Genomic DNA, 22,172 nt, shown 5'->3' on the forward strand with positions numbered 1-22,172 from the left:
ATTAAGAACAAGTTCGATTTTGCGCTTTGGAGAATTTGACGATGGATATGGGCTCAGGAGGCGTGCAGGCCGACGCTTTGGCCCGCGCCATGAAAGAAGTGGGCCTCGCGGAACGCCTTGCCCTCGCGTCGCGTGCGATCAACGGCCGGCTGGTCTTCACGACCAGCTTCGGTCTTGAAGACCAGGCGATCACCCATGCGATCTTCAGGGCGGGTCTCGACATTCACATCGAGCTCGTGACTCTCGACACCGGCCGGCTGTTTCCCGAGACCTATGACCTCTGGGCGCAGACGGAGGAGCGCTACGGGCGTCGGATCAACGCGGTCAGTCCCGACCGTTCCGACCTGGAGGCCCTGGTGGCCCGCCAGGGCGTCAACGGTTTCCGTCACTCGGTCGAGGCCCGGAAAGCCTGCTGCGACATCCGCAAGGTCGAGCCCCTGGGCCGGGCTCTCGCTGGGGCGGCCGGATGGGTCACGGGTCTTCGCGCCGAACAATCCGCCTTTCGCGCGGCCGTGCCGCTGGCCTTGCAGGACGAAGTGTATCGCCTGATCAAGCTCAATCCCCTGGCGGATTGGAGCCGACAGGACCTCGTCCGCTATGTCACCGACAACGCCGTTCCTTACAATCCGCTGCACGACCAGGGATACCCATCCATCGGCTGCGCACCCTGCACCCGGGCGGTTCGTCTCGGCGAGCCCGAGCGTGCAGGCCGCTGGTGGTGGGAGCAGGAGGCCAAGAAGGAATGTGGCCTGCATCTCGTGCCGACCCAGAGAATTCAGGAGCATTCCCATGATCGGCGGGCGTGACGCGGGAGATGTGCGCTACGCAAAGCGGTCCGAGCCTCAAGGGGCTCTGTCCGAGGGCAAGGGGCTGCGGTCGGACTTGACCCATCTCGACCGCCTTGAAGCGGAAAGCATCTACATCATGCGCGAGGCCGTCGCCGAAAGCGACAATCCCGTCATGCTGTATTCCATCGGCAAGGACTCTTCGGTCCTGCTGCACCTTGCTCTCAAGGCGTTCTATCCGGCAAGGCTGCCGTTTCCCCTTCTGCATGTGGACACGACCTGGAAGTTTCGCGAAATGATCGCTTTCCGGGACCGACGCGCGCGCGAACTCGGGATTGATCTTCTGGTGCACACCAATCAGGACGGTCTTGCCCGCAACATCGGTCCGATCAGCCATGGCTCGGAAGTGCATACCGACGTCATGAAAACCCAGGCGCTCAAGCAGGCGCTCGAGCAGTACGAGTTCGATGCCGCGTTCGGCGGCGCCCGTCGCGACGAGGAGAAGTCGCGAGCCAAGGAACGGGTGTTCTCGCTGCGCAACGCCCATCACCGCTGGGATCCCAAGCGCCAGCGGCCCGAGCCCTGGCAGCTCTATAACGGACGCAAGCGCCGAGGCGAGAGCCTGCGCGTCTTTCCACTCTCCAATTGGACTGAGCTCGACATCTGGCTCTACATCCACCGGGAGAACATCCCCATCGTTCCGCTCTATTTTGCCGCCGAGCGTCCGGTTGTGCAGCGGGACGGCATGCTCATCCTCGTGGATGATGAAAGATTGCCGCTTCATCCGGGCGAGCGGCCGCAACTGCGGTCCGTGCGGTTCAGGACGCTCGGCTGCTACCCCCTGACCGGGGCCGTGGAGAGCACCGCGTCCACTCTCCCCGACATCATTCGCGAGACGCTCGAGGCGCGGACGTCCGAACGCCATGGACGCGCCATCGACAAGGACACCGCGGCGTCCATGGAACGCAAGAAGCAAGAGGGCTACTTCTGATGTCGGTTCATCTCGAACCCGAGAGTTTCAAGCTGGAGGATTATCTCGCGGCGCATGAGCGCAAGAGCCTGTTGCGGTTCATCACCTGCGGCTCCGTCGACGATGGAAAGTCCACGCTGATCGGCCGCCTGCTGTACGAGTCCAAGCGTTTGTTCGACGACCAGCTCGCAACGCTCGAGCGCGACTCGCGCAGGCACGGAACGCAGGATGGCGGCATCGACTTTGCCCTTCTGGTCGATGGGCTGGCCAGTGAACGCGAGCAGGGCATCACCATCGATGTCGCCTATCGCTTCTTCTCGACAGACCAGCGGAGCTTCATCGTGGCCGACACTCCCGGCCATGAGCAATACACGCGCAACATGGCCACGGGTGCGTCGACGGCCGATGTCGCCATCCTGCTCATCGATGCGCGCAAGGGCATCACGCGCCAGACGCGCCGCCACGCCCTTCTCGTGTCGATGCTCGGGATCCGTCACGTGGCCCTGGCGATCAACAAGATGGATCTCGTGGCGTGGTCCAGGGAGAAATTCGACCAGATCGGAGCGGAGTTCCGGGCCTTCGCGGTCAATCTGGGCTTCGATCGGATCGACGCCATCCCGGTATCGGCTCTCAACGGCGACAACGTGGTCGAACCGTCGTCACAGGCCGGCTGGTACGAGGGGCCGACGCTGCTTGCCTATCTCGAAACCATCGAGGTCGAGCAGAAGGCCGATGCGGAGCCGTTCCGCATGCCGGTCCAGTGGGTCAATCGGCCGAGCCCGAACTTCCGCGGGTTCGCCGGCATCGTCACGAGCGGTCGGATCCGGCCGGGATCGCGAGTGCGGATCCTGCCCTCCGGGCTTGAGACTGCCGTTGACCGGATCGTGACGATGGACGGCGACCTGGCCGAGGCGATTACCGGGCAATCCGTCACACTCACCCTGTCCGACGAGGTGGATATCTCCCGAGGAGACGTCATCGCTTCGGTGGAGCGACAGGCGCAGGTTTCCGACAGGATCGAAGCCCGCCTGTTCTGGATGGCCACGGAGCATTTGAAAGAAGGCGATCAGTTTCTTCTGAAGCTCGGGGCAGCGGCCGTGCCCGCGCGGGTCGTGCGCGTGCGGCAGCGAATCGATCTCGCATCGCTCGCCTCCGTGCCCGTGTCGTCGCTCGGGCCCAACGATATCGGCCACGTGGTTCTCGCCCTGGACCAGCCTGTCGCCTTCGACCCGTACGCGCAGAGCCGTCGCACCGGCGGCTTCATCCTCATCGACCGGGAGAGTTTCGACACGGTTGCGATTGGTCTCGTGGATGGCGCCGCTTCGGAACAGCCGGTCAATCTCGACGTGGTCCGGACCAATGCTCCGCTGGCCTGGATCAAGTGGACCGGCGAGCAAAAGCGGCGGAGCGCTCTCAAGGCCATGTCGTGGCGGGTCATCGGATCCGTTGCAACCATCGGTGCCGCGGTCGTCCTGACCCAGGACGTTCGCCTGGCGGCAGCGATCGGCGCGACCGAGGTCGTGACCAAGCTCGTGCTATATTACGGCCACGAGCGCCTGTGGGCCCGCATCCGCTACGGCCTGTCCGTCGCCACCGGGAAGCATGGCGGCGGGCCGCAGAGCTCGAGCGTCAATTAGAGGCGCGATCCTCGCCCCGCACATTCATCATCGTGTCAAATGCCCTGAGCCGTCGGGAGGCCGTGGCCGGGCAAGGTTGAAGGAAGACCCATGAGCGAGCGTTCCCCGCGAAACCGGTCCCTGCATGCGCAGACCCGACTTGTCCATGACGGCACGCTGCGCTCGGATTTCGGCGAGACCTCCGAGGCGCTCTTCCTCACGCAGGGCCACGTCTATGAAAGCGCCGAGGACTGCGAAGCCCGCTTTACCGGGGAGAGTCCCGGGTTTCTCTACGCCCGCTTCTCGAACCCGACCGTCACGATGTTCGAGCAGCGGATGGCCTCCTTCGAAGGCGCTGAAGCCGCGCGCGCGACCGCGACCGGCATGGCCGCCGTGACGGCGGCCCTCATGGGCCTGCTGCAGGCGGGCGACCACATCGTTGCGGCCCGGGCCCTCTTCGGCTCCTGCCGCTATGTCGTGGCCGAACTCCTGCCGCGATTCGGCGTGGCCGCCACTCTGGTCGACGGAACGGATCTCGATGCGTGGCGCAACGCGGTGCGGCCGGAGACGAAAGTGTTCTTCCTGGAAAGCCCGGCCAATCCCACGCTCGAAGTCATCGACATCGAAGCCGTCGCGGGCATCGCCCGCCGGGCCGGAGCGAAATTCGTGGTCGACAACGTGTTCTCATCCCCGATCTGGCAAAAGCCGCTGCGGCTCGGTGCCGATTGCGTGGTGTATTCGGCCACCAAGCATATCGACGGGCAGGGGCGCTGCCTCGGCGGCGTAATTCTTGCCTCCGAGGAGTTCATCCAGACCCACGTTCACACCCTGCTGCGGCAGACCGGCCCGTCGATGTCGCCGTTCAACGCCTGGGTGCTTCTGAAGAGCCTGGAAACGCTGCCCCTGCGGGTGGAGCGCCAGACCCTGACGGCCGCCGCCGTCGCCGATGCCCTGGCGGGACATTCCAAGATCCGCCGCCTGATCTATCCGGGCCGGGCCGATCATCCGCAGGCGGACATCATTGCCCGGCAGATGACGGGCGGCTCGACCCTGATCGCCCTGGAGATCGAAGGAGGCAAGGCCGGGGCCTTCCGCTTCCTGAACGCCCTCGAACTCATCCGGATCTCCAACAATCTCGGCGATGCCAAGAGCCTCATCACCCATCCGGCCACGACGACGCACCAGCGCTTCACACCGGAGGAGAGGGCGGAGATGGGAGTCTCCGAAGGGCTGGTCAGGCTGTCGATTGGCCTTGAGCACGAGGATGATCTGATCGACGATCTGCTGCAGGCGCTCGAGCCGGTTTGATGGTTATCGGACGAGGTCCGGATCCGTGACGACGGGCCTGCTGGAATCCTGCGCCCATTCCGACATCGAGCCGTCGTAGAGCCTGACGTCCGGCCGCCCGAGCAATGCCGAGAGAACGAACCAGTTGGTCGAGGCGAGGTGGCCGGTGTTGCAGTAGCTGATCACCGGTCCGGGCGGTATGTCGCCGAAGAGCCGTTCGAGGTCGGCGAAGGGCCGCAACTGACCCGTGCCCGGCTGGAAGGCCTTCGCCTGATCCAGATGGACGGCGCCCGGCAGGCGGCCGGCGCGGGCGACTTGCGGACTTTTGTCTCGGCCCTCGAACTGCGCCTGCGAGCGCCCGTCGAGAAGTGTCGCTTCGGTTCGCTCAAGGGCCGTCTCGACGGCATCGATCTTGGCTCTCGAGCCTTCGTCGAGCCGGACGGGGTAAGGGGCGCTTTCCGTCGGCACCGCCGGTCCTGTTTCGACTGCATTTCCGCTGTCGTGCCAGGCCCGGTAGCCGCCGTCGAGGATCGAGACCCGCTCATGACCTGCGGTCTTCAAGGTCCAGAAGACCCGGGCCGCCGCACTGAAATCGGATGGAGCCTCTCCGGCCGACACAATGATCGCCTGGCGCTCGGGTGTGAGGCCGATGCGGCTCAGGATGCCGGATAAGTGCGCAATGTCCGGCAGAAGGCCGCCGGCGCCTCCCGCCGCGACACGCCAGCCGTCCGCGGCGTAGTCGCTGTGAACGGCGCCGGGGATGTGCCCCGCCTCGAAGGACGCCCGGCCGCCGCTCTCCGTCGACCGGATATCCACGACCAGGATCGATCGATCGCCGGGACGACCGGTGAGCCATTCGAGAGAGACGAGCGGTGCCGTGGTCATGGTCAGCAGAGGCCGAGAGCAGGGACAGGGATGGGATCAGTTCGCCTTCGGCTGCGGCACGATGCGCAGATAGGGCTTGGGCGCCTTCCAGCCGCCCGGATAGAGTCCCTTGGCCTCCTCGTCCGAGACCGAGCCCGCGATGATGACGTCCTCGCCTTGCTTCCAGTTCGCCGGAGTCGCAACGCGATGCTTTGCCGTGAGCTGGAGGGAGTCGATGACCCGCAGCACCTCGTCGAAGTTGCGGCCCGTGGTCATGGGATAGACCAGGACCAGCTTGATCTTCTTGTCCGGGCCGATGATGAAGACGTTGCGGACCGTCTGGTTGTCGGCGGCCGTCCGCCCCTCCGCCGTGTCGCCTGCTTGGGCCGGCAGCATGCCATAGAGCTTGGAAATCGAGAGGTCCTGGTCGCCGATGATCGGATAATTGACGGCCGCCCCTTGCGTCTCTTCGATGTCGCGCGCCCAGGCCGCGTGCTTCTCGACCGGATCGACGGAAAAGCCGATCACCTTCACGCCGCGTCGGTCGAATTCCGGCTTCAGGCGCGCCACTTCGCCCAATTCGGTGGTGCAGACGGGCGTGAAGTTTTTCGGATGAGAAAACAGTACCGCCCAGGAATCGCCGATCCACTCATGGAAACGGATGGGGCCATCCGTCGTGACCGTTTCGAAGTCAGGGGCGGTCTGTCCGATTTGAAGTGTCATCGCGGGATTCCTTCTGCGCAGTGCATCTGTTGGCTGATCGTCAAGTCTACAAAGCAGGGTGCAGTCTCACTCTTCCGATCCCGTGCGCGCTGCCGATTCGCGGTCGTTCCCAAGAAGCAAGTTACAAACCCTCGCGGAGCCCGGCACGAGAGTCGAAACGACCCCAGTGCCTGACGAGACGGTGCGGGCCAGCCGGTGCATGTTCTCGCGCCCGACTGGCCTGATGGAAGTGTTGTTCCAGCGGGAGCAGGAGTCAATAAAAATGTTCTTTTTAAAGAACAACTTTTTAGGGTAAGATTCATCTCCGGAACGGAGCCTTCGTGGCACAACGTTCTCGAAGAGCGTAGTTTTGGCTCAAACCAGACAAGAAATCGCCGTCTTCCGCAACGGCGGCTGAAATAAGAATGATCGTGCGTTGTGGAGGCACAAACGAGAACGATTTTCCTTCGAATGACTTGCCGGACTGAAATAGATTTCCACGATCAGGCCAGTCCGAGGTGCATCAACGGCATCATTGATCTCGAAATTGAGAAGGGGCCGCCTCGCTCAATTTGACAATCGTTCTTTTTAACGGATAGTTCTTTGCTTCGTTCCAGACAAGCGTCGGTCGGACGTTTCATAGATCGAGCCGCCGCGGTCAAAGCCCAGGAGGGTCACGTGCAAAACAGAGTCTCGCAAGGCAGGTTCTTGAATATCGCCAGTGAGAGCCGACCCTTCCGCCTGCGGTCCGTCGTGGCTGCGCTGGTGATCGGCGGCGCTGGTCTCCTGACCTTGTCCGGCGCGGTGTCGGCGCAGACGCAACTGCTGAACGTGTCCTACGATCCGACCCGTGAGCTTTACCGCGAGATCAATCAGGCCTTCGCGGACGAGTGGAAGGCGCAGACCGGCGAGGCGGTCAATGTCCGCGCGTCGCACGGCGGATCGGGCGCGCAGGCCCGCACGGTGATCGACGGGATCGACGCCGATGTGGTGACGCTCGGCATTCCCTCCGACATCGACGCGATTGCCAAGGCCACCAAGAAGATCCCGACCGACTGGCGCAGCAGGCTGCCCAACAATTCACTGCCCTACACGTCGACCGTCGTCTTCCTGGTCCGCAAGGGGAATCCGAAGGGCATCAAGGACTGGGATGATCTGGTGAAGCCGGGCATTCAGGTCATCACGCCGAATCCGAAGACGTCTGCCGGCGGACGTTGGAATTTCCTCGCCGCCTGGGGCTATTCCCACGCGAAGGACGGGAGCGCCGACAAGGCGAAAGAGTTCGTCACCGCGCTCTACAGGAACGTGCCCGTGCTCGATACCGGGGCGCGCGGATCGACCGTGACCTTCGCGCAGCGCGCGCTCGGGGACGTGCTGCCGGCCTGGGAGAACGAGGCCTTCCTCGTGCTCGACGAGTTCGGTCGCGACAAGTTCGAGATCGTGGTGCCGACCCTGTCGATTCTCGCCGAGCCTCCGGTGGCGCTCGTCGATGCGAACGTGGACGCCAAAGGCACGCGCAAGGTCGCCGAGGGTTACCTCAAGTTCCTCTATTCCGATAAGGCTCAGGCGATCTTCGCCAAGCACCATTACCGTCCGAGCAAGGCCGAGGCGGCCAAGCCGGAGGACCTCGCGGCCCTGCCGAACCTGAAGCTGTTCACAATCGAATCCCTGCAGGGTAACTGGGACGATATCCAGAAGAACAATTTCGACTCGGGCGGGCTCTTCGACCAGATCAGCAAGCGTTGATCCATGCGGTCCGGCACCATTCTGCCTCTGAAACAAGCGAGCGTGATGCCGGGCTTCGGCATCACGCTCGGCTACACTCTGATCTATCTCAGCCTCCTCGTGCTCCTGCCGCTCGGCGCGCTCATCGCCAAGGCCTCGGGGATCGGCCTGTCCGGCATCGTCGCGGTCGCCGCCGAGCCCCGGGTTGCGACTGCGCTCTGGACGAGCTTCAGCATCTCGCTCGTCGCGGCCGCCGTGGCGTCCCTGTTCGGGCTCCTGGTCGCCTGGGTCCTGACCCGATACGACTTTCCCGGCCGCAGGATCGTCGACGCGATCGTCGATCTGCCTTTCGCCCTTCCGACCGCCGTGGCCGGCATCGCGCTGGCGGCGCTCTACGCGCCGAACGGCTGGGTGGGCTCTTTCCTCGAGCCTCTCGGCCTCAAGGTGGCCTATACGCCTCTCGGCATCTTCGTCGCCCTGGTGTTCATCGGGCTGCCCTTCGCGGTCCGGACGGTTCAGCCCCTGATCGCCGAAAGCGAGCGCGAACTGGAGGAGGCCTCCGCACTGCTGGGGGCGTCCCGGTGGCGGACCGTCTGGAGCATACTTCTCCCGCCGCTCCTCCCCGGCGTACTGACCGGTTTCGCGCTCGCCTTCGCCCGCGCCGTGGGCGAATACGGCTCGGTGATTTTCATCGCGGGGAACCTGCCCTATGTGTCGGAGATCGCCCCGCTGCTGATCGTGATCAAGCTGTCCGAATACGACTATACCGGAGCGACGGTGATCGCGACGATCATGCTGGCGATCTCGTTTGCGGCGCTGCTGGTGATCAACCTGCTTCAAGCCTGGAGCCGGAGGAGGTTCGGTCATGTCTGACGCGAGCGTTGCCCTTCTCGCCCCGCCTTCGTCGTCAGTCCCGGTCGTGACGGAGCGGCGCTGGGTGCGGCGGCTGACCATCGCGGTCGCGCTCATCTTCCTGTTCCTGTTCCTGATCCTTCCGCTCGCCGTCATCTTCGTGGAAGCGTTCCGTCGTGGATGGGCCGGCTACCTCGCGGCCTTCCAGGAGGCGGACGCACAGGCGGCGATCAGGCTCACGCTGACGGTCGCGGCGATCTCCGTTCCGGCGAACGTCGCGTTCGGCCTCGCGGCCTCGTGGGCTATCGCCAAGTTCGAGTTCAAGGGCAAGAGCCTGCTGATCACCCTGATCGACCTGCCGTTCTCCGTCTCGCCGGTCGTCTCCGGCCTCATCTACCTGCTCCTTTTCGGCGCTCAGGGGCTGTGGGGATCATGGATCATGGCGCATGGCATCAAGATCGCCTTCGCGCTGCCGGGCATCGTGCTGGCCACCATCTTCGTGACGTTCCCCTTCGTGGCGCGACAGTTGATCCCGCTCATGCAGGAGCAGGGCACCGCGGACGAGGAGGCCGCCCTGACGCTAGGCGCGAGCGGCTGGCGCACCTTCCTCACCGTGACGCTGCCCAACATCAAATGGGGACTGCTCTACGGCGTCCTGCTCTGCAATGCCCGCGCCATGGGCGAGTTCGGCGCCGTATCCGTCGTCTCGGGGCACATCCGCGGCCTGACCAACACCATCCCGCTCCATGTGGAGATTCTCTACAATGAGTACAACTTCGTTGCGGCCTTTGCCGTCGCCTCGCTCCTCGCTTGCCTCGCCCTCCTCACATTGGCGCTCAAGTCTTTCCTCGAATGGCGTCACGGAGCCGATCTCGCCGGAGGCCCGCATCGCTGATCAGAGCCAGGCCGTGGGCATCCGGGTTGCCGGCGTGACGAAGGCGTTCGCGGGCGCCGCCGCTCTCCACGACGTCGACCTCGCCGTCCGACCCGGAGAACTCCTGGCCCTGCTCGGGCCGTCGGGCTCCGGAAAGACCACGCTCCTGCGCATCATCGCGGGATTGGTGGAGGCGGATCGCGGGCAGGTCTTCTTCGGCGGCTTGGATGCCACCACGCTGCCGGTGCAGAAGCGTCAGGTCGGTTTCGTCTTCCAGCATTATGCTCTGTTCAAGCACATGAGCGTCGCCGACAACATCGCCTACGGGCTGCATGTTCGCACGCGGGCGAACCGCCCGCCCAAGGCCGAGATCCGGCGCCGCACCTCGGAGCTGCTCGATCTGGTTCAGCTGTCCGGCTATGAAAGCCGGTTCCCGGCGCAGCTCTCCGGCGGCCAGCGGCAGCGCGTCGCCCTGGCCCGCGCGCTGGCCGTCGAGCCACGCGTCCTCTTGCTCGACGAGCCCTTCGGCGCCCTCGACGCCAAGGTGCGCAAGGACCTCCGCGCCTGGCTGCGCGACATCCACGAGCGCACCGGAAAGACCACGGTCTTCGTCACGCACGATCAGGACGAGGCCCTCGAGCTGGCGGACCGCGTCGCGGTCCTTAATCAGGGCAGGGTGGAGCAGGTCGGTAGCCCCGACGACATGCAGGATCATCCTGCGACGCCTTTCGTCATGACTTTTCTCGGCCAGGCCGCCCGGTTCCCGGCGGACATCCGCGACGGACGGGTGCTGGTCCATGGAAAGCCTGTGCCGGTCGCTCCTGCGAGATCCGTCGGCGGCTCGTCCCATCTCTATTGCCGTCCCTGGCACCTGAAGCCGACGGCTCCCGGCCAGGGTCACCAGACGGGCACCATCAGCGGGGTTCGACGGCTCGGGTCCATGCGGCGGGTCGAGGTCTCGCACGCCGACGGGGCGAAGCTCGAGGTCGAGGTTCCTCTGGCGACGAGCCTGCGTCAAGGCGAGGAGATCGGTCTCGAGATCCTGGGCGGCGTGCTCTTTCCGGAGCCGTGATGCTCCCGACAGGTGGATCGAAGCGCCGCCATCCGCCACGCCTCATCGCCAGCGCTCACCAGGAACCTGGGCAGATTTGAACCGTTGAAAGGTGGCTGCGGACGGTCGTCGTCCCTGTGGCCGCCATCGCCTCAGCCTGTTCCGTCCTGGCCTGAACGATCGCTTTTCATCTCGAGGAGGCTCAGGGTGAGTGCAAGCCAGTCAAGCGCGCCTCTGCCGGAAACAATTTCCATCACCCTGACGGTCAACGGCGAAGCCCGGCAGCTCGACGTGCTGCCCTGGACGGTTCTGCTCGACCTGCTGCGGGATCATCTCGGCCTGACCGGAACCAAGAAGGGCTGCGATCACGGACAATGCGGAGCCTGCACGGTGATCGTCGACGGCCGGCGGATCAACTCCTGCATGGCCTTCGCGGCCATGAAGGACGGAGCACACATCACCACGGTCGAGGGCTTGGCGAAGGGGGGAGACCTGCATCCCCTGCAGCAGGCTTTCATCGATCACGATGCCTTTCAATGCGGCTACTGCACGCCCGGGCAGATCTGCTCGGGGGTCGCTCTGATCGAGGAGGGGCGGGCGCGCACGCGCGACGAGATCCGCGAGCTCATGAGCGGCAACATCTGCCGCTGCGGGGCCTATACGAACATCGTCGATGCCATCGAACAGGTGATCGGGTTCGACGGGGAGGCCGGGCGATGAACCGTTTTTCCTACCTGCGCGCGTCGAGCGTCGAGCAAGCTGTCCGGGAGGCCGCGGCCGATCCGACGGTCCGCTTCATCGCCGGCGGTACCAATCTCATCGATCTGATGAAGTACAACGTGGAGCGTCCCGAACGGCTGATCGACATCACGCGGCTGCCCCTGGATCAGATCGCCGAGACGGATGGCGGCGGCCTGCGGATCGGCGCCCTGGTGACAAACGACCAGGCCGCCTACGATAAGCGCGTCACGGACCGCTACCCGCTTCTGTCCAGCGCCATCCTGGCCGGAGCATCGCCGCAGCTGCGCAATGCCGCGACGACGGGCGGCAATCTCCTGCAGCGGACCCGCTGCTATTATTTCTACGACCCCGGCACGCCCTGCAACAAGCGCGAGCCGGGCACGGGCTGCCCGGCGATCACGGGCCGCAACCGCATCCACGCCATTCTGGGAACCAGCGAGCACTGCATCGCCACGCATCCGTCCGACATGGCAGTCGCGATGGCGGCCCTGGAGGCCGTAGTCCACGTGACGGGTCCCGACGGCGAGCGGGCGATCCCGGTGTCCGATTTCCACCGCCTGCCGGACGACCGGCCCGAGATCGACACCACCCTGCGGCATGGGGAGATCATCACGTCCGTGGAACTGCCGCCGGCGGATTTCAGCCGCAACTATACCTATCTCAAGCTGCGCGACCGCCTCTCCTATGCTTTCGCGCTCGTCTCCGTCGCGGCTGCCCTCCACATGGAGGGAGACACCATCGCCGAGGCGAGGCTCGCGCTCGGCGGCGTTGCGCACAAACCCTGGCGCGACCGGGAGGCGGAAGCTCTCCTGCACGGACAACCGGCTACCCGCGATCGCTTCAGCGCGGTTGCCGACCACATCCTGAAGGATGCCAAGGGCTACGAGGACAACGCGTTCAAGATCGATCTCGCCAGACGGGCAATCATTCGCGCCCTCTCGCAGGCTGCGGCCGGAACGCCCCAGTCTCAAACCGACAAGCGGATCCAGTGAGGGCAGGGCCCATGCAGCAGGCAAACGCTTACATCGGCACTCCTCAGAACCGCGTGGACGGCCGCGCCAAGGTCACGGGCGAGGCGAAATACGCGGCGGAATTCGACGCGCCGGACCTCGCCTACGGGATCGTCGTCTCGGGCGCCATTGCCAAGGGGCGGATCGCGTCGATTGACACGTCAGCGGCGCTCGCCGTGCCGGGCGTGCTGCAGGTCTTCACGCACGAGAACCGGCCCCGGACGGCCTGGTTCGACCACAAGTTCCGGGACGAGACGGCGCCCCCAGGATCGCCCTTCCGGCCGCTTTATGACGACAAGGTGATTTATAGCGGCCAGCCAGTCGCCCTCGTCATCGCCGAGTCGTTCGAGCTTGCCGCCCATGCGGCCTCGCTCGTGCGGGTCGCGTACGAGACCGACGCCCACATGACCGATCTCGATCTCCGGCGGAGCGAGGCCTATGTGCCGCCGAAGAAGCGCTCGGGCGTCAAGGCGCCGCCGAGCCCGCGCGGCGATGCCGAAGACGCCTTCGCCCAGGCGCCCGTGAAGGTCCATGCGGAATACCGGGTCGCCATCGAGCACCACAATCCGATGGAGCCTCATGCCTCGACGGTCGTCTACGGAGACGACGGCTCGCTCACCATCCACGACAAGACACAAGGAGCGCAGAACAGCCAGAGCTACGTGTCGAGCGTCTTCGGCCTCTCCAGCGACCAGGTTCGCGTGGTGTCGCCCTTCATCGGCGGAGCCTTCGGATCCGGCCTGCGCCCGCAATACCAGCTGTTCCTGGCCGTCATGGCGGCGCTCGAGCTCAAGCGCTCGGTCCGCGTGGTCCTGACCCGCGACCAGATGTTCACCTTCGGCTACAGGCCCCTGACGATCCAGACGGTCTCGCTGGGAGCCAACCCGGACGGGAAGCTCGTGTCCATCATGCACGATGCCATCCAGACCACCTCCACCTTCGAGGATTATCAGGAGGTCGTCGTGAACTGGGCGAACCTCCTCTACCATTGCGACAACGTCAAGCTGACCTACAAGCTGGCGCAGGTGGATACCTACACGCCCATCGACATGCGTGCTCCTGGAGCGGCCATCGGCGTCGCGGCTATCGAAACCGCCATGGACGAACTGGCCTATGCGGCCGGCATCGATCCCATCGAGCTGCGGCTGCGGAATTACGCCGAGGTGGATGAGGCCGACAAGAAGACCTTCACGAGCAAGGAGCTCAGGGCCTGCTACCAGGTAGGGGCCGAGCGCTTCGGCTGGGCCAAGCGCAACCCCGAGCCCCGCTCCATGCGCGAGGGGCGCGAACTCGTCGGCTGGGGCATGGCGACAGGCGTGTGGGAAGCCATCATGCAGAAGACCGCAGCGCGTGCGGTCCTAACCCTTGACGGCACGCTCGAAGTCGCCACCGCGACCACGGATATCGGCACCGGCACCTACACGATCCTGACCCAGATCGCTGCAGAGACCCTGGGGCTTCCCATGGCGGTGGTGACCGCGAAGATCGGGGACTCCAGCCTGCCGAAATCGCCCGTCCAGGGTGGGTCATGGACGGCCGCCTCCTCGGGCTCGGCGGTGCAGAAGGCCTGCCAGACGATTCGGGGGCAGCTCTTCAAGCATGCCCGTCAGATGGACGACTCGCCTCTGGCCAATTCCAGCCTCGAGCAGGTGACGTTCGCCGACGGGCGGATCCAGCTGATGAGCGACCCGACTGCCTTCGTGACCTTTGCGCAGGCCATGCAGGCCGGCGGCGTCGACAGGATCGAAGCGGAGGAAAAGGCCAGCCCCGGCATGCTGACGAACATGCGCTATTCCGGCTACTCCCATTCTGCCATCTTCGCGGAGGTCAGGGTCGACGAGGAGCTGGGCACCATCCGGGTGACCAGGATCGTCAATGCCGTTGCGGCCGGGACGATCCTCAACCCCAAGACGGCGCGCAGCCAGATCATGGGCGGCGTCGTGTTCGGCATCGGCATGGCGCTGGAAGAGGAATCCATGCTCGACCATGATCTCGGGCGCTTCATGAACCACAATCTTGCCGAGTACCACGTTCCGGTGAATGCGGACATCCACGAGATCGACGTGATCTTCGTGTCCGAGCACGAGGAGAAGCTGAACCCTCTGGGCATCAAGGGCGTGGGCGAAATCGGCGTCGTCGGAACCGCCGCGGCGATCGGAAACGCGATCTTCCATGCCACGGGAAAACGTGTCCGCGAATACCCGATCACCATCGACAAGCTGCTCGGATAGGCTGAGCTGTCCGGTATGTTCGGAACGGCGGATTGCCTTCGGGCCACGGCGTTCTACTTGGAGCCGGCATGATCACGAGCGATGCGGACATCCTGAAGGAAGCCGAAGACTGGAAGCGCTCCGGCCGGGGCGTTGCGGTGGCCACCGTCATCGAGACCTGGGGATCCGCGCCCCGTCCCGTCGGCAGCCATCTCGTCATCGACCATGACGCCAATTTCCTCGGTTCCGTCTCGGGCGGCTGCGTCGAGGGCGCGGTCATCACGGAAGCCATGGATGTGATCGCCGACGGACGGGCCAGGGTGCTGGAGTTCGGGGTCGCGGACGAGACCGCCTGGCAGGTCGGGCTCACCTGCGGCGGGCGCATTCGCATTTATCTCGAGCGAGTTGAGGACGGGTCCGCGGGCCCTGCATGGGGTCATGGCTCGGATCGGGCGCTTCGATGAACCTCGATCTTCTCACGGCCCTGAACAAGGAAGGCGCCGCTCGCCGTGCGGCTGTTCTGATCACGGAGGTGGACACCGGACGTCAGCGCCTCGTCCGCGAGACGGACGTTGCAGGCGATCCCCTGCGCCACCGCCTTGAGGAGCACCTCGACCTTCGCAAGAGCGGCCTCGTTGAGCAGGACGGACGACAGTTCTTTCTGAACGTGCAGGTTCCGTCCATCAAGCTCCTCGTCATCGGGGCGGTTCATGTGGGCCAGGCGCTCGCCCCGATGGCGGCGGGGCTCGACCTTGCCGTCACGATTATCGATCCGCGCAGCGCCTTTGCCACGCCTGAGCGCTTTCCGGGTGTGAACCTGCTGCCGGAATGGCCGGATGACGCTCTGACGCGCATCGGTCTCGACCGCCATACGGCAGTTCTGACGCTCACGCATGATCCGAAGATCGACGATCGTGCCCTTGTGGAAGCCCTCAGGTCCGACTGCTTCTACATCGGTGCGCTCGGGTCGCGGAAGTCCCATGCGCAGCGGCTGGATCGCCTGCGCGCGGGCGGTTTCGGAGAGGAGGATCTTGCCCGCATTCATGGGCCGGTGGGTCTCAACATCGGGGCAGTGTCTCCGGCGGAGATCGCCGTCTCCATCCTGGCCGAGATCATCTCCCTCCTGCGCAGGGAGCGCAGGATCGCGCGCGAGGCCGCGTCGCGATGAACACCATCGCGGCGATCATCCTGGCGGCGGGACGCGGAACGCGGTTCGGCCCCGCCCCCAAACTGCTGGCGCTCCTCGACGGAACACCCCTGGTCCGACACGTGACGGAGGCAGCCGTCCGATCCTCGGCCAGGCCGGTGATCGTCGTGACGGGCCATCGCGCGGATGACGTGGAAGCGGCGGTCAGGACACAACCAGTCCAAGTGACGCGCAACAGCGTTTTCGCCGATGGCCTCTCAACGTCGCTTCTGGCCGGCTTTTCAGCATTGCCCCCCGGCATCGAGGCGGCCATCGTCCTGTTGGGAGACATGCCGCTGGTGACGGCGGACCTCATCGACGAACTTGCGGCCGCCTGGCGCGGATCGGGACAGCCCGCGGCCCTGATCCCGGTGTTCGATGGGCAGAGAGGAAATCCGGTCGTCCTCTCGAGAGCTTTGGAAGATCCCATCAGAGAGCTGTCAGGCGATGCCGGGGCGGGCCGGATCCTGCGCGACCATCCGGGAGTGGTGGAATGGCCCGTGAAGAGCCCATCCATCCTCCAGGACATCGACACGCCGAACGAGCTGCGATCTCTGCAAATTTAGAGGATCGGCTTGCCGCCGGTCACCGCAATGGTGGCGCCTGAGACATAGCTCGAATCCGGCTCCGCCAGCATTACATAAGCGGATGCCAGCTCTCTTGGCTGCCCGGGACGCTTCATCGGCACCTGCGAGCCGAACTCCTTCACCTTCTCCGGCGGCATGGTGGAGGGGATGAGAGGTGTCCAGATCGGACCGGGAGCCACGCAGTTCACGCGAATGTTTTTCTCGGCGAGCAGCTGCGCCAGACCGCCGGTGAAATTCTGGATGGCTCCCTTGGTGGTGGCATAGGCCAGGAGCTGCGGGCTCGGCGTGTCGGCGTTCACGGAGGTGGTGTTGATGATCGCGCTGCCTTCAGGCATGTGCGGCACGGCAGCCTTGCAGAGATAGAACATCGCGTGGATGTTGGTGCGGAAGGTAACGTCCCATTCCTCGTCGCTGATCTCCTCGATGGAGGTGAACGAGGCCTGATGGGCCGCGTTGTTGACCAGAATGTCGATGCGGCCGAACTCCTTCACGGCGCGATCGACGATGGCGCGGCAATGGGCCGGATCCTTGATGTCGCCGGGCATGAGGAGGGCCTTGCGACCGGCCGCCTCGACGAGGCGCTGTGTCTCGCGGGCGTCCTCCTCCTCGTTGTAATAGCTGATCAGCACATCTGCACCCTCGCGGGCATAAGCGAGAGCCACGGCGCGCCCGATGCCGCTGTCGCCGCCGGTGATGATCGCCTTCTTGTCAGCCAGACGTCCGGAGCCCTTGTAGCTGTCCTCGCCATAGTCGGGCTGCGGGTCCATGGCGGCGCTGGAGCCGGGCATGGGCTGCTTCTGATCGGGGAAAGGTGGTTTCGGGAAATCCTGAGCCATCGTCGTGGTCCTTGCAAACGGGGCGTTACTGCTGCGGCTGCGCCGGCGTGTTGAGGGACCCGGTCGCTTCGGCGCTGTCGAGCTTCATGCGCCAAAGCTGGGTCGGCAGGTTCTTCGGAGCGTCGGGCTTGTAGGTGGCCGAGTCCTGGATGCGCGAGGTCGTGAAGTAGAGCGTGCCATCCGGCCCTTCGGCGAGGCTGTCCGGCCAGCGAAGCTGCTTGTCCCGGACCAGAATGGTGGGGCGGCTGCCCTGGGCGCCGCTGAGAACCCGAACCTTCAGGGCATCGTCTTCCGGCGCGGTTACGATCATCCGGTCGCCGCGGCGCGTGATCAGCAGACCATCGGCCACTCCGTTCTCGCCGACGGTTTCGACTTTGGCCGCGATGTCGCGATCCGTGCCCTGCGCATTCTCCAGGGCATCCGTGGCGATCCGGTAGAGCGTCTTGCCCTTGATCGCCTGCCAGTAGAGGTGCCGCCCATCCGGGGTCAGGGCGATGCCATCGGCGGCGAATTCGACGCCACGCCCATCGGGACGGCGCAGCACTTGACCATCCGCCTTCACCTGCACGTCCTTCTCAACCTGGGTGCTGGGATGGCCGTCGAGCACGCGACGGGCCTTGCCGCTTTGCAGATCGACAACGATGAGAGCGCCCTTCACGCCGGAATCCGTGAGATAGGCGTGGCGCCCGTCGGGAGAGAAGCGCACGTCGTTAAGATAGGATCCTTGTGGCGCGACCTGCTCAGTGAACGAGATGGTCTGACTCGGCTGGTTTGTCTTCAGGTCGATCTTCACGAGCTTGGGACCGCCTGCGACCACCTTGTCCTGCGCCGGAGCGGCAGGATCGAGCACCCAGAGATTGCCTTGGCTGTCGGCCACCACGCTCTGCACGCAGACCCAGTGCTCCTGTGGCGCCATCTCGTCCTTCCTGGCATTGCGCCATTCGTTCCAGACTTGATCCGGATATGGCCTGAGAGAACCGTCCTTCATCACCTCGGCGACCGAGACAGGGGAGTCCTCGGTCCAGCGCGGAAAATTCACGAAGATGCGCCCGTCCTGGGAAACGGCCACGCCTGTGACCTGATGGTCGAAGGTCGCAACCTGTTCGAAGGGCTGCTGCGATGACGATTGCTGAGCCATGGCGGAACCGAGGCTTGTGGATGTCACGAGAGCGATGCCGAGCAGAAGCGTCGCAGGATGTGGAGCGTAGCGCATGAAGCCTCCTGTGCGATGTCGTGGAGGGGAGGTGCCGCGCACATCTCCCATGGCCCTTCAACCGGACGGGGCTCTCGTCGTTCCACGATGAACTTCCCTTCTGCTGCCTTCGCGGGACATGTTGACCCCTTTGACCCACCTTCTCACGATGCCGCCACCATCATGTTATCTCGCATGTTATCTCGACGGCGAGAACCTGAGACCATCACTCCTGCAGCATCGTGCGAGCCGGTTCTTCCTCCAGGGCCCGCTTGATCTCATCGCGGCCCGGCGTTCCGTTCTGCAGAGCCTTGTCCAGATTCTTGGCGTATTGTTCCATGCGCTTGGGGGGCAGGAGCAGGTCAGTGAGATCGACGACCGCCTCCACCGGGGCCGAGCCGCGTTCGGCGAGCGCGCGTGATAGGCGCCTTGTCCCGCCAGGATCACAACCTTTCGCCCCGCGTTCAGGAGCTCGGCCGATGGCATCCGGGTTCGGAATTCCGATCGATTGCGTCTGCGCGAAGGACGCATGGTGTGGAAGGTTGCGATTCGAAGGCTTCGTCTCGGCCTCCGGTTCTTCCTGCACGTCCACGGGAATCGCCACATGCGCGACACCCCGGTGGCTCAGCGCCACGCGGCAGGCGAGTTCGATTGCGCTCTCCACATGCATGGGACTCATGATCCGAGCCGTTGTGAAGGGCTCACCGTGATGGCCGTCTGCCGGTATGCGCCGGATCAGCTGAACTCATGGATGCCTGCGTTGTTCCGGTTCGCGCAGATCGGACCGATCCGACGGGGAGCAGAGTAGATGGCGATCATCGTCCCGCTTCGCCCAAGGCCGTTCTGACGGAGAGGCGGCAGATCTCATATCCTGACCGGAGAGTGGTTTTGAGCTGGCCCTGGGCTTATGGACAAGGACCCGGGATCACGCGGCGCCAGCTTGCATACCCGATACGCCAGAACCTTGGTTCCGATGAAATGCACCGGCTGCCCCGAGGGCTCCAGCGACGGGTTCAAGATGGTTCCGAAGAAGCGTGTACGTGATCCGACTGGAGAGCCGATGCGCTGTGGCCTGTTGTTCACGATCACGCTCATTCCCTTCTAGGGAAATGAACCCCGTAGAAGCGGCATGATTGAGCCCCAACTCACTTCACCATCGCTCAGTCTCAACCCGCGGACCGGATCCCCGCTTCATCTGAGTGATCGCGGTTCGGGTGAAAGGCGAGGAGGATCTTCTTCAACTCCGGCTCTGACACGAAGCCTGCCGCATTGTCGATGCTCATCCATCTTGTTTCCCGCTCCCCTTTCTCGGGCCAATGTGGCGCCTGATGGTCGACGTGGAGCGGGAAGACCTCGACGGTGCACGGCACCTGTCGCCCAAGGCCAAGGCGCTTGCGGTACCGAAACGACCCTATGGCTCTCGGGTCTACGGACCCGACCAAGCCTGCTTCTTCGAAAGCCTCGCGGGCCGCACTCTCATGAGGCTCGAGCTCTGGGATCGGCCAGCCTTTCGGAACCATCCAGCGCTTGCGTCCGCGGGTCGTCACGAGCATTACCGTGAGAGAGCCATCATCGCTCCACCTGAACGGCAGGGCTCCGAACTGCTGATAGGATTTGCGGAAGGGATGAAAAGCTCTCTGCAAGACCATGGCTTGGCAGCTCTCCCGGTGTCCCGCTCATCATGGAACCGCTCTGATGGCTTGACGTTCCGAACCTCAGTGATAGATCCTGAGATGACCCATGCAAGCCAGACCGAGTCCTCCCCAGGAAGTCGAGCTGAAGCTGGAGGCCACGCCTTCTGAGCTCGGGAAGGTGCTGGCTCATCCGCTCCTCACCGAAAGGTCCGACAGCGCCAGAACGCAGACCCTCCACTCGACCTATTTCGATACGCCGGATCACACGCTACGGCAGGCTGGGATCTCGCTTCGGGTCAGGCGCGATGGAGAGCGGCGCATCCAGACGATCAAAGCCGCTCGGCGGTCCAATAGCGTCGCCGTGGCTCGGAACGAGTGGGAACACGAAGTTGAAAGCGACAGCCCTGACTACGCCCTCGCGAAAGGCACTGCCCTCGAACCGCTCCTTGAGCACAGCGACAGGATCGAACCGGTCTTCCATGTGACCACAGAACGAAGGCTCCGCGACATTGCGTATGGGGATTCCGCGATTGAGGTTGCTGCCGACAGCTGCACGATAGAGGGAAAGGAGCGGACGACGTCTTTTGGGGAGCTGGAGCTTGAACTCAAGGATGGAACACCGGCCGAGCTGTTTCAGCTCGCTTTGGCGCTCTCAACGGCAACACCTCTGCGCTTGAGTTTCAAGACCAAGGCTGAGCGTGGCTACGAGGCCGCCTCGGGCGAACAGCCGACACGCATCAAGGCAGCCCCTGTAGTCCTCAAGCGCAAAATGACGAGCGCGACGGCCTTTCAAACGATTGCCGCGTCCTGTCTGCAGCACCTGATGGCCAACGAGGCGATCGTCCGGCGTGTGCCAGAGGCCGATGCCGTCCACCAGATGCGTGTCGCGCTGCGGCGGCTCCGGGCCGCCATCACCCTGTTCAAGGCCGTTGTCGAGGACGAGCGGCGGGATCCGATCCGGGCCGAGCTCAAATGGATGGCCAATGTGCTGGGTGAGGCACGCGACCTGGACGTCTATATCACCACGGTCCTTGAGCCCGCGCGGGATCGGTTCGGCACTGACCAGAGTTACAAGAGCCTCCTCGCTGAGTACCAGAAACGGCGCGACCGGGCATACGACACGGCTCAAGAGACAATTTCATCTCCTCGCTTCATGACAAGTGTTCTGGAGACGGCGGCCTGGATCGAGGCTGGGGACTGGCTCGAGGGCGGTGGCAAGGCCGCCCGCAAGCTTCGAACACGGCCTGTCGCGATACTGGCCGGCGAGGAGCTCGGACGGCGGCGGAAAAAAATCATCAAGCGCGGCAGGCACCTTGTTGAACTCGACCCCGAAGAGCGCCATCAGGTGCGGATCGAGATCAAGAAGCTTCGATATGCAACCGAGTTCTTCGGAAGCCTGTTCAAAGGCGGTGGCGCGAAAAAGAGGAAGCGGAAGGCCTTGAGTGCGCTCGAGGCGCTCCAGGAGACATTGGGGGAGCTCAACGACATCGCCGTGGGATCCCATATGGACTCGTCGCCGACCGCTGACGCCATCCATCAGGAGCAGACAACCCGGGTCGATGGCCTACTGGCCGATGCAGTGGGACAGTATCAGAAGCTCGCTTCGCTTGAACCTTTCTGGCGGTCCTGAGGATCCCTCGACAGGCCGGTCAATTGCATAGCCTGTCACGCCCGTCCGGCACAGGGTCCGATCGAGTCCACATCCTCGCCGGAGGCAGGTTCATGAATCGCGCTTATCACAGCCGTGATCATAGCGTCGGCGGCCCGATCAGACTCATTGATGAGATCCGTCATCTGCGGCTGCCCATCACGGAAGGTGATCAGGAGTGCCCCCGTTGGCTCTCCTTGTTCACGCAGGTGGCGCAGAAGGGCTTTCCGATTGAGCTTGCGCATGATCCGATCCCCTGAAGTGGGCGAGCGGCATCTATCCATAAGCCCATGACATCCTGGTAACACATGATCCCCGGAACCAGATTCTCGGCCGACCAGGGACGTGAATACTCCCCTCTCGCACGCGCACCACACGGCAGTTCATCGTGGAGAAGTCTGC

General features: G+C 64.3%; 22 protein-coding genes. 16 read left to right on the forward strand and 6 right to left on the reverse strand.

The window, feature by feature from the left end:
- Positions 1-47 precede the first annotated feature (47 nt).
- The 4 genes from KBI52_RS21235 (at position 48) to KBI52_RS21250 (ending at position 4,679) form a co-directional block, all read left to right on the forward strand.
- Positions 48-806 carry a phosphoadenylyl-sulfate reductase gene (locus tag KBI52_RS21235; protein ID WP_210811530.1) on the forward strand — a complete coding sequence of 253 codons (759 nt, stop codon included), beginning with the start codon at positions 48-50 and terminating at the stop codon, positions 804-806.
- The gene (cysD, locus tag KBI52_RS21240; RefSeq protein ID WP_210811490.1) at positions 790-1,776 is read left to right on the forward strand and encodes a sulfate adenylyltransferase subunit CysD; all 987 of its coding nucleotides are present in this window, start codon (positions 790-792) and stop codon (positions 1,774-1,776) included. The genes KBI52_RS21235 and cysD overlap by 17 nt, the downstream gene beginning before the upstream one ends.
- A complete protein-coding gene (gene cysN, locus KBI52_RS21245; RefSeq protein ID WP_173947886.1) occupies positions 1,776-3,392 on the forward strand; it encodes a sulfate adenylyltransferase subunit CysN in 1,617 nt (538 codons plus the stop codon). Before cysD ends, cysN begins: the two co-directional genes overlap by 1 nt.
- 90 nt (positions 3,393-3,482) lie before the next feature.
- Positions 3,483-4,679 carry an O-succinylhomoserine sulfhydrylase gene (locus tag KBI52_RS21250; protein WP_173947887.1) on the forward strand — a complete coding sequence of 399 codons (1,197 nt, stop codon included), beginning with the start codon at positions 3,483-3,485 and terminating at the stop codon, positions 4,677-4,679.
- A 3-nt stretch (positions 4,680-4,682) separates the two neighbouring features.
- Here the strand turns inward: KBI52_RS21250 and KBI52_RS21255 are convergent, their stop codons facing one another.
- Entirely contained in the window at positions 4,683-5,543 is an 861-nt protein-coding gene (locus KBI52_RS21255) for a sulfurtransferase (RefSeq protein ID WP_173947888.1), read from the reverse strand.
- A gap of 36 nt (positions 5,544-5,579) precedes the next feature.
- Entirely contained in the window at positions 5,580-6,245 is a 666-nt protein-coding gene (locus KBI52_RS21260) for a peroxiredoxin (protein WP_173947889.1), read from the reverse strand.
- 693 nt (positions 6,246-6,938) lie between these two features.
- Between KBI52_RS21260 and KBI52_RS21265 the strand changes: the two genes are divergently transcribed.
- The 10 genes from KBI52_RS21265 to KBI52_RS21310 all read left to right on the forward strand — a co-directional run bounded on the left by KBI52_RS21265 (position 6,939) and on the right by KBI52_RS21310 (position 16,439).
- Positions 6,939-7,970 carry a sulfate ABC transporter substrate-binding protein gene (locus KBI52_RS21265; protein ID WP_371823200.1) on the forward strand — a complete coding sequence of 344 codons (1,032 nt, stop codon included), beginning with the start codon at positions 6,939-6,941 and terminating at the stop codon, positions 7,968-7,970.
- Between the two features lie 3 nt (positions 7,971-7,973).
- The gene (cysT, locus tag KBI52_RS21270) at positions 7,974-8,822 is read left to right on the forward strand and encodes a sulfate ABC transporter permease subunit CysT (protein WP_210811491.1); all 849 of its coding nucleotides are present in this window, start codon (positions 7,974-7,976) and stop codon (positions 8,820-8,822) included.
- The gene (cysW, locus tag KBI52_RS21275) at positions 8,815-9,696 is read left to right on the forward strand and encodes a sulfate ABC transporter permease subunit CysW (RefSeq protein WP_173947891.1); all 882 of its coding nucleotides are present in this window, start codon (positions 8,815-8,817) and stop codon (positions 9,694-9,696) included. The genes cysT and cysW overlap by 8 nt, the downstream gene beginning before the upstream one ends.
- Positions 9,697-9,709: 13 nt before the next feature.
- Positions 9,710-10,747 carry a sulfate/molybdate ABC transporter ATP-binding protein gene (locus tag KBI52_RS21280; RefSeq protein ID WP_210811492.1) on the forward strand — a complete coding sequence of 346 codons (1,038 nt, stop codon included), beginning with the start codon at positions 9,710-9,712 and terminating at the stop codon, positions 10,745-10,747.
- 186 nt (positions 10,748-10,933) lie between these two features.
- Complete coding sequence (locus KBI52_RS21285) at positions 10,934-11,446, forward strand: (2Fe-2S)-binding protein (protein WP_259060476.1); 513 nt, start codon at positions 10,934-10,936, stop codon at positions 11,444-11,446.
- On the forward strand, positions 11,443-12,459 hold the full coding sequence (locus tag KBI52_RS21290; RefSeq protein WP_210811495.1) for a xanthine dehydrogenase family protein subunit M: 1,017 nt from the start codon (positions 11,443-11,445) through the stop codon (positions 12,457-12,459). Before KBI52_RS21285 ends, KBI52_RS21290 begins: the two co-directional genes overlap by 4 nt.
- An 11-nt stretch (positions 12,460-12,470) precedes the next feature.
- Positions 12,471-14,708 carry a xanthine dehydrogenase family protein molybdopterin-binding subunit gene (locus KBI52_RS21295; RefSeq protein ID WP_210811498.1) on the forward strand — a complete coding sequence of 746 codons (2,238 nt, stop codon included), beginning with the start codon at positions 12,471-12,473 and terminating at the stop codon, positions 14,706-14,708.
- A gap of 68 nt (positions 14,709-14,776) precedes the next feature.
- Positions 14,777-15,151, forward strand: a complete 375-nt coding sequence (locus KBI52_RS21300; protein ID WP_173947894.1) for an XdhC family protein — start codon at positions 14,777-14,779, stop codon at positions 15,149-15,151.
- Complete coding sequence (locus KBI52_RS21305; RefSeq protein ID WP_173947895.1) at positions 15,148-15,855, forward strand: XdhC family protein; 708 nt, start codon at positions 15,148-15,150, stop codon at positions 15,853-15,855. Before KBI52_RS21300 ends, KBI52_RS21305 begins: the two co-directional genes overlap by 4 nt.
- Positions 15,852-16,439, forward strand: coding sequence for an NTP transferase domain-containing protein (locus KBI52_RS21310; RefSeq protein WP_173947896.1), 588 nt, complete (start codon positions 15,852-15,854; stop codon positions 16,437-16,439). The genes KBI52_RS21305 and KBI52_RS21310 overlap by 4 nt, the downstream gene beginning before the upstream one ends.
- On the opposite strand, the gene KBI52_RS21315 is transcribed toward KBI52_RS21310, so the two are convergent.
- From KBI52_RS21315 to KBI52_RS21330, 4 genes are all read right to left on the reverse strand, one after another.
- Positions 16,436-17,296: a glucose 1-dehydrogenase gene (locus KBI52_RS21315; protein WP_173947897.1), complete on the reverse strand. Its 861-nt coding sequence runs from the start codon at positions 17,294-17,296 to the stop codon at positions 16,436-16,438. The genes KBI52_RS21310 and KBI52_RS21315 overlap by 4 nt on opposite strands.
- A 25-nt stretch (positions 17,297-17,321) precedes the next feature.
- Entirely contained in the window at positions 17,322-18,509 is a 1,188-nt protein-coding gene (locus KBI52_RS21320) for an SMP-30/gluconolactonase/LRE family protein (protein WP_173947898.1), read from the reverse strand.
- Positions 18,510-18,714: 205 nt separating this feature from the next.
- A complete protein-coding gene (locus KBI52_RS21325) occupies positions 18,715-19,167 on the reverse strand; it encodes a hypothetical protein (protein WP_210811502.1) in 453 nt (150 codons plus the stop codon).
- 487 nt (positions 19,168-19,654) lie between these two features.
- On the reverse strand, positions 19,655-20,137 hold the full coding sequence (locus tag KBI52_RS21330) for an NUDIX hydrolase (RefSeq protein WP_210811505.1): 483 nt from the start codon (positions 20,135-20,137) through the stop codon (positions 19,655-19,657).
- 91 nt (positions 20,138-20,228) lie between these two features.
- On the opposite strand from KBI52_RS21330, the gene KBI52_RS21335 reads away from it, so the two are divergent.
- Both KBI52_RS21335 and KBI52_RS21340 read left to right on the forward strand, forming a co-directional pair.
- The gene (locus KBI52_RS21335) at positions 20,229-21,752 is read left to right on the forward strand and encodes a CYTH and CHAD domain-containing protein (RefSeq protein ID WP_210811506.1); all 1,524 of its coding nucleotides are present in this window, start codon (positions 20,229-20,231) and stop codon (positions 21,750-21,752) included.
- A 92-nt stretch (positions 21,753-21,844) separates the two neighbouring features.
- Positions 21,845-22,030 carry a hypothetical protein gene (locus KBI52_RS21340; RefSeq protein ID WP_210811507.1) on the forward strand — a complete coding sequence of 62 codons (186 nt, stop codon included), beginning with the start codon at positions 21,845-21,847 and terminating at the stop codon, positions 22,028-22,030.
- Positions 22,031-22,172: the final 142 nt, after the last annotated feature.

The organism is Microvirga sp. HBU67558, from assembly GCF_018069605.1.
Taxonomy (GTDB): Bacteria; Pseudomonadota; Alphaproteobacteria; order Rhizobiales; family Beijerinckiaceae; genus Microvirga; species Microvirga terrae.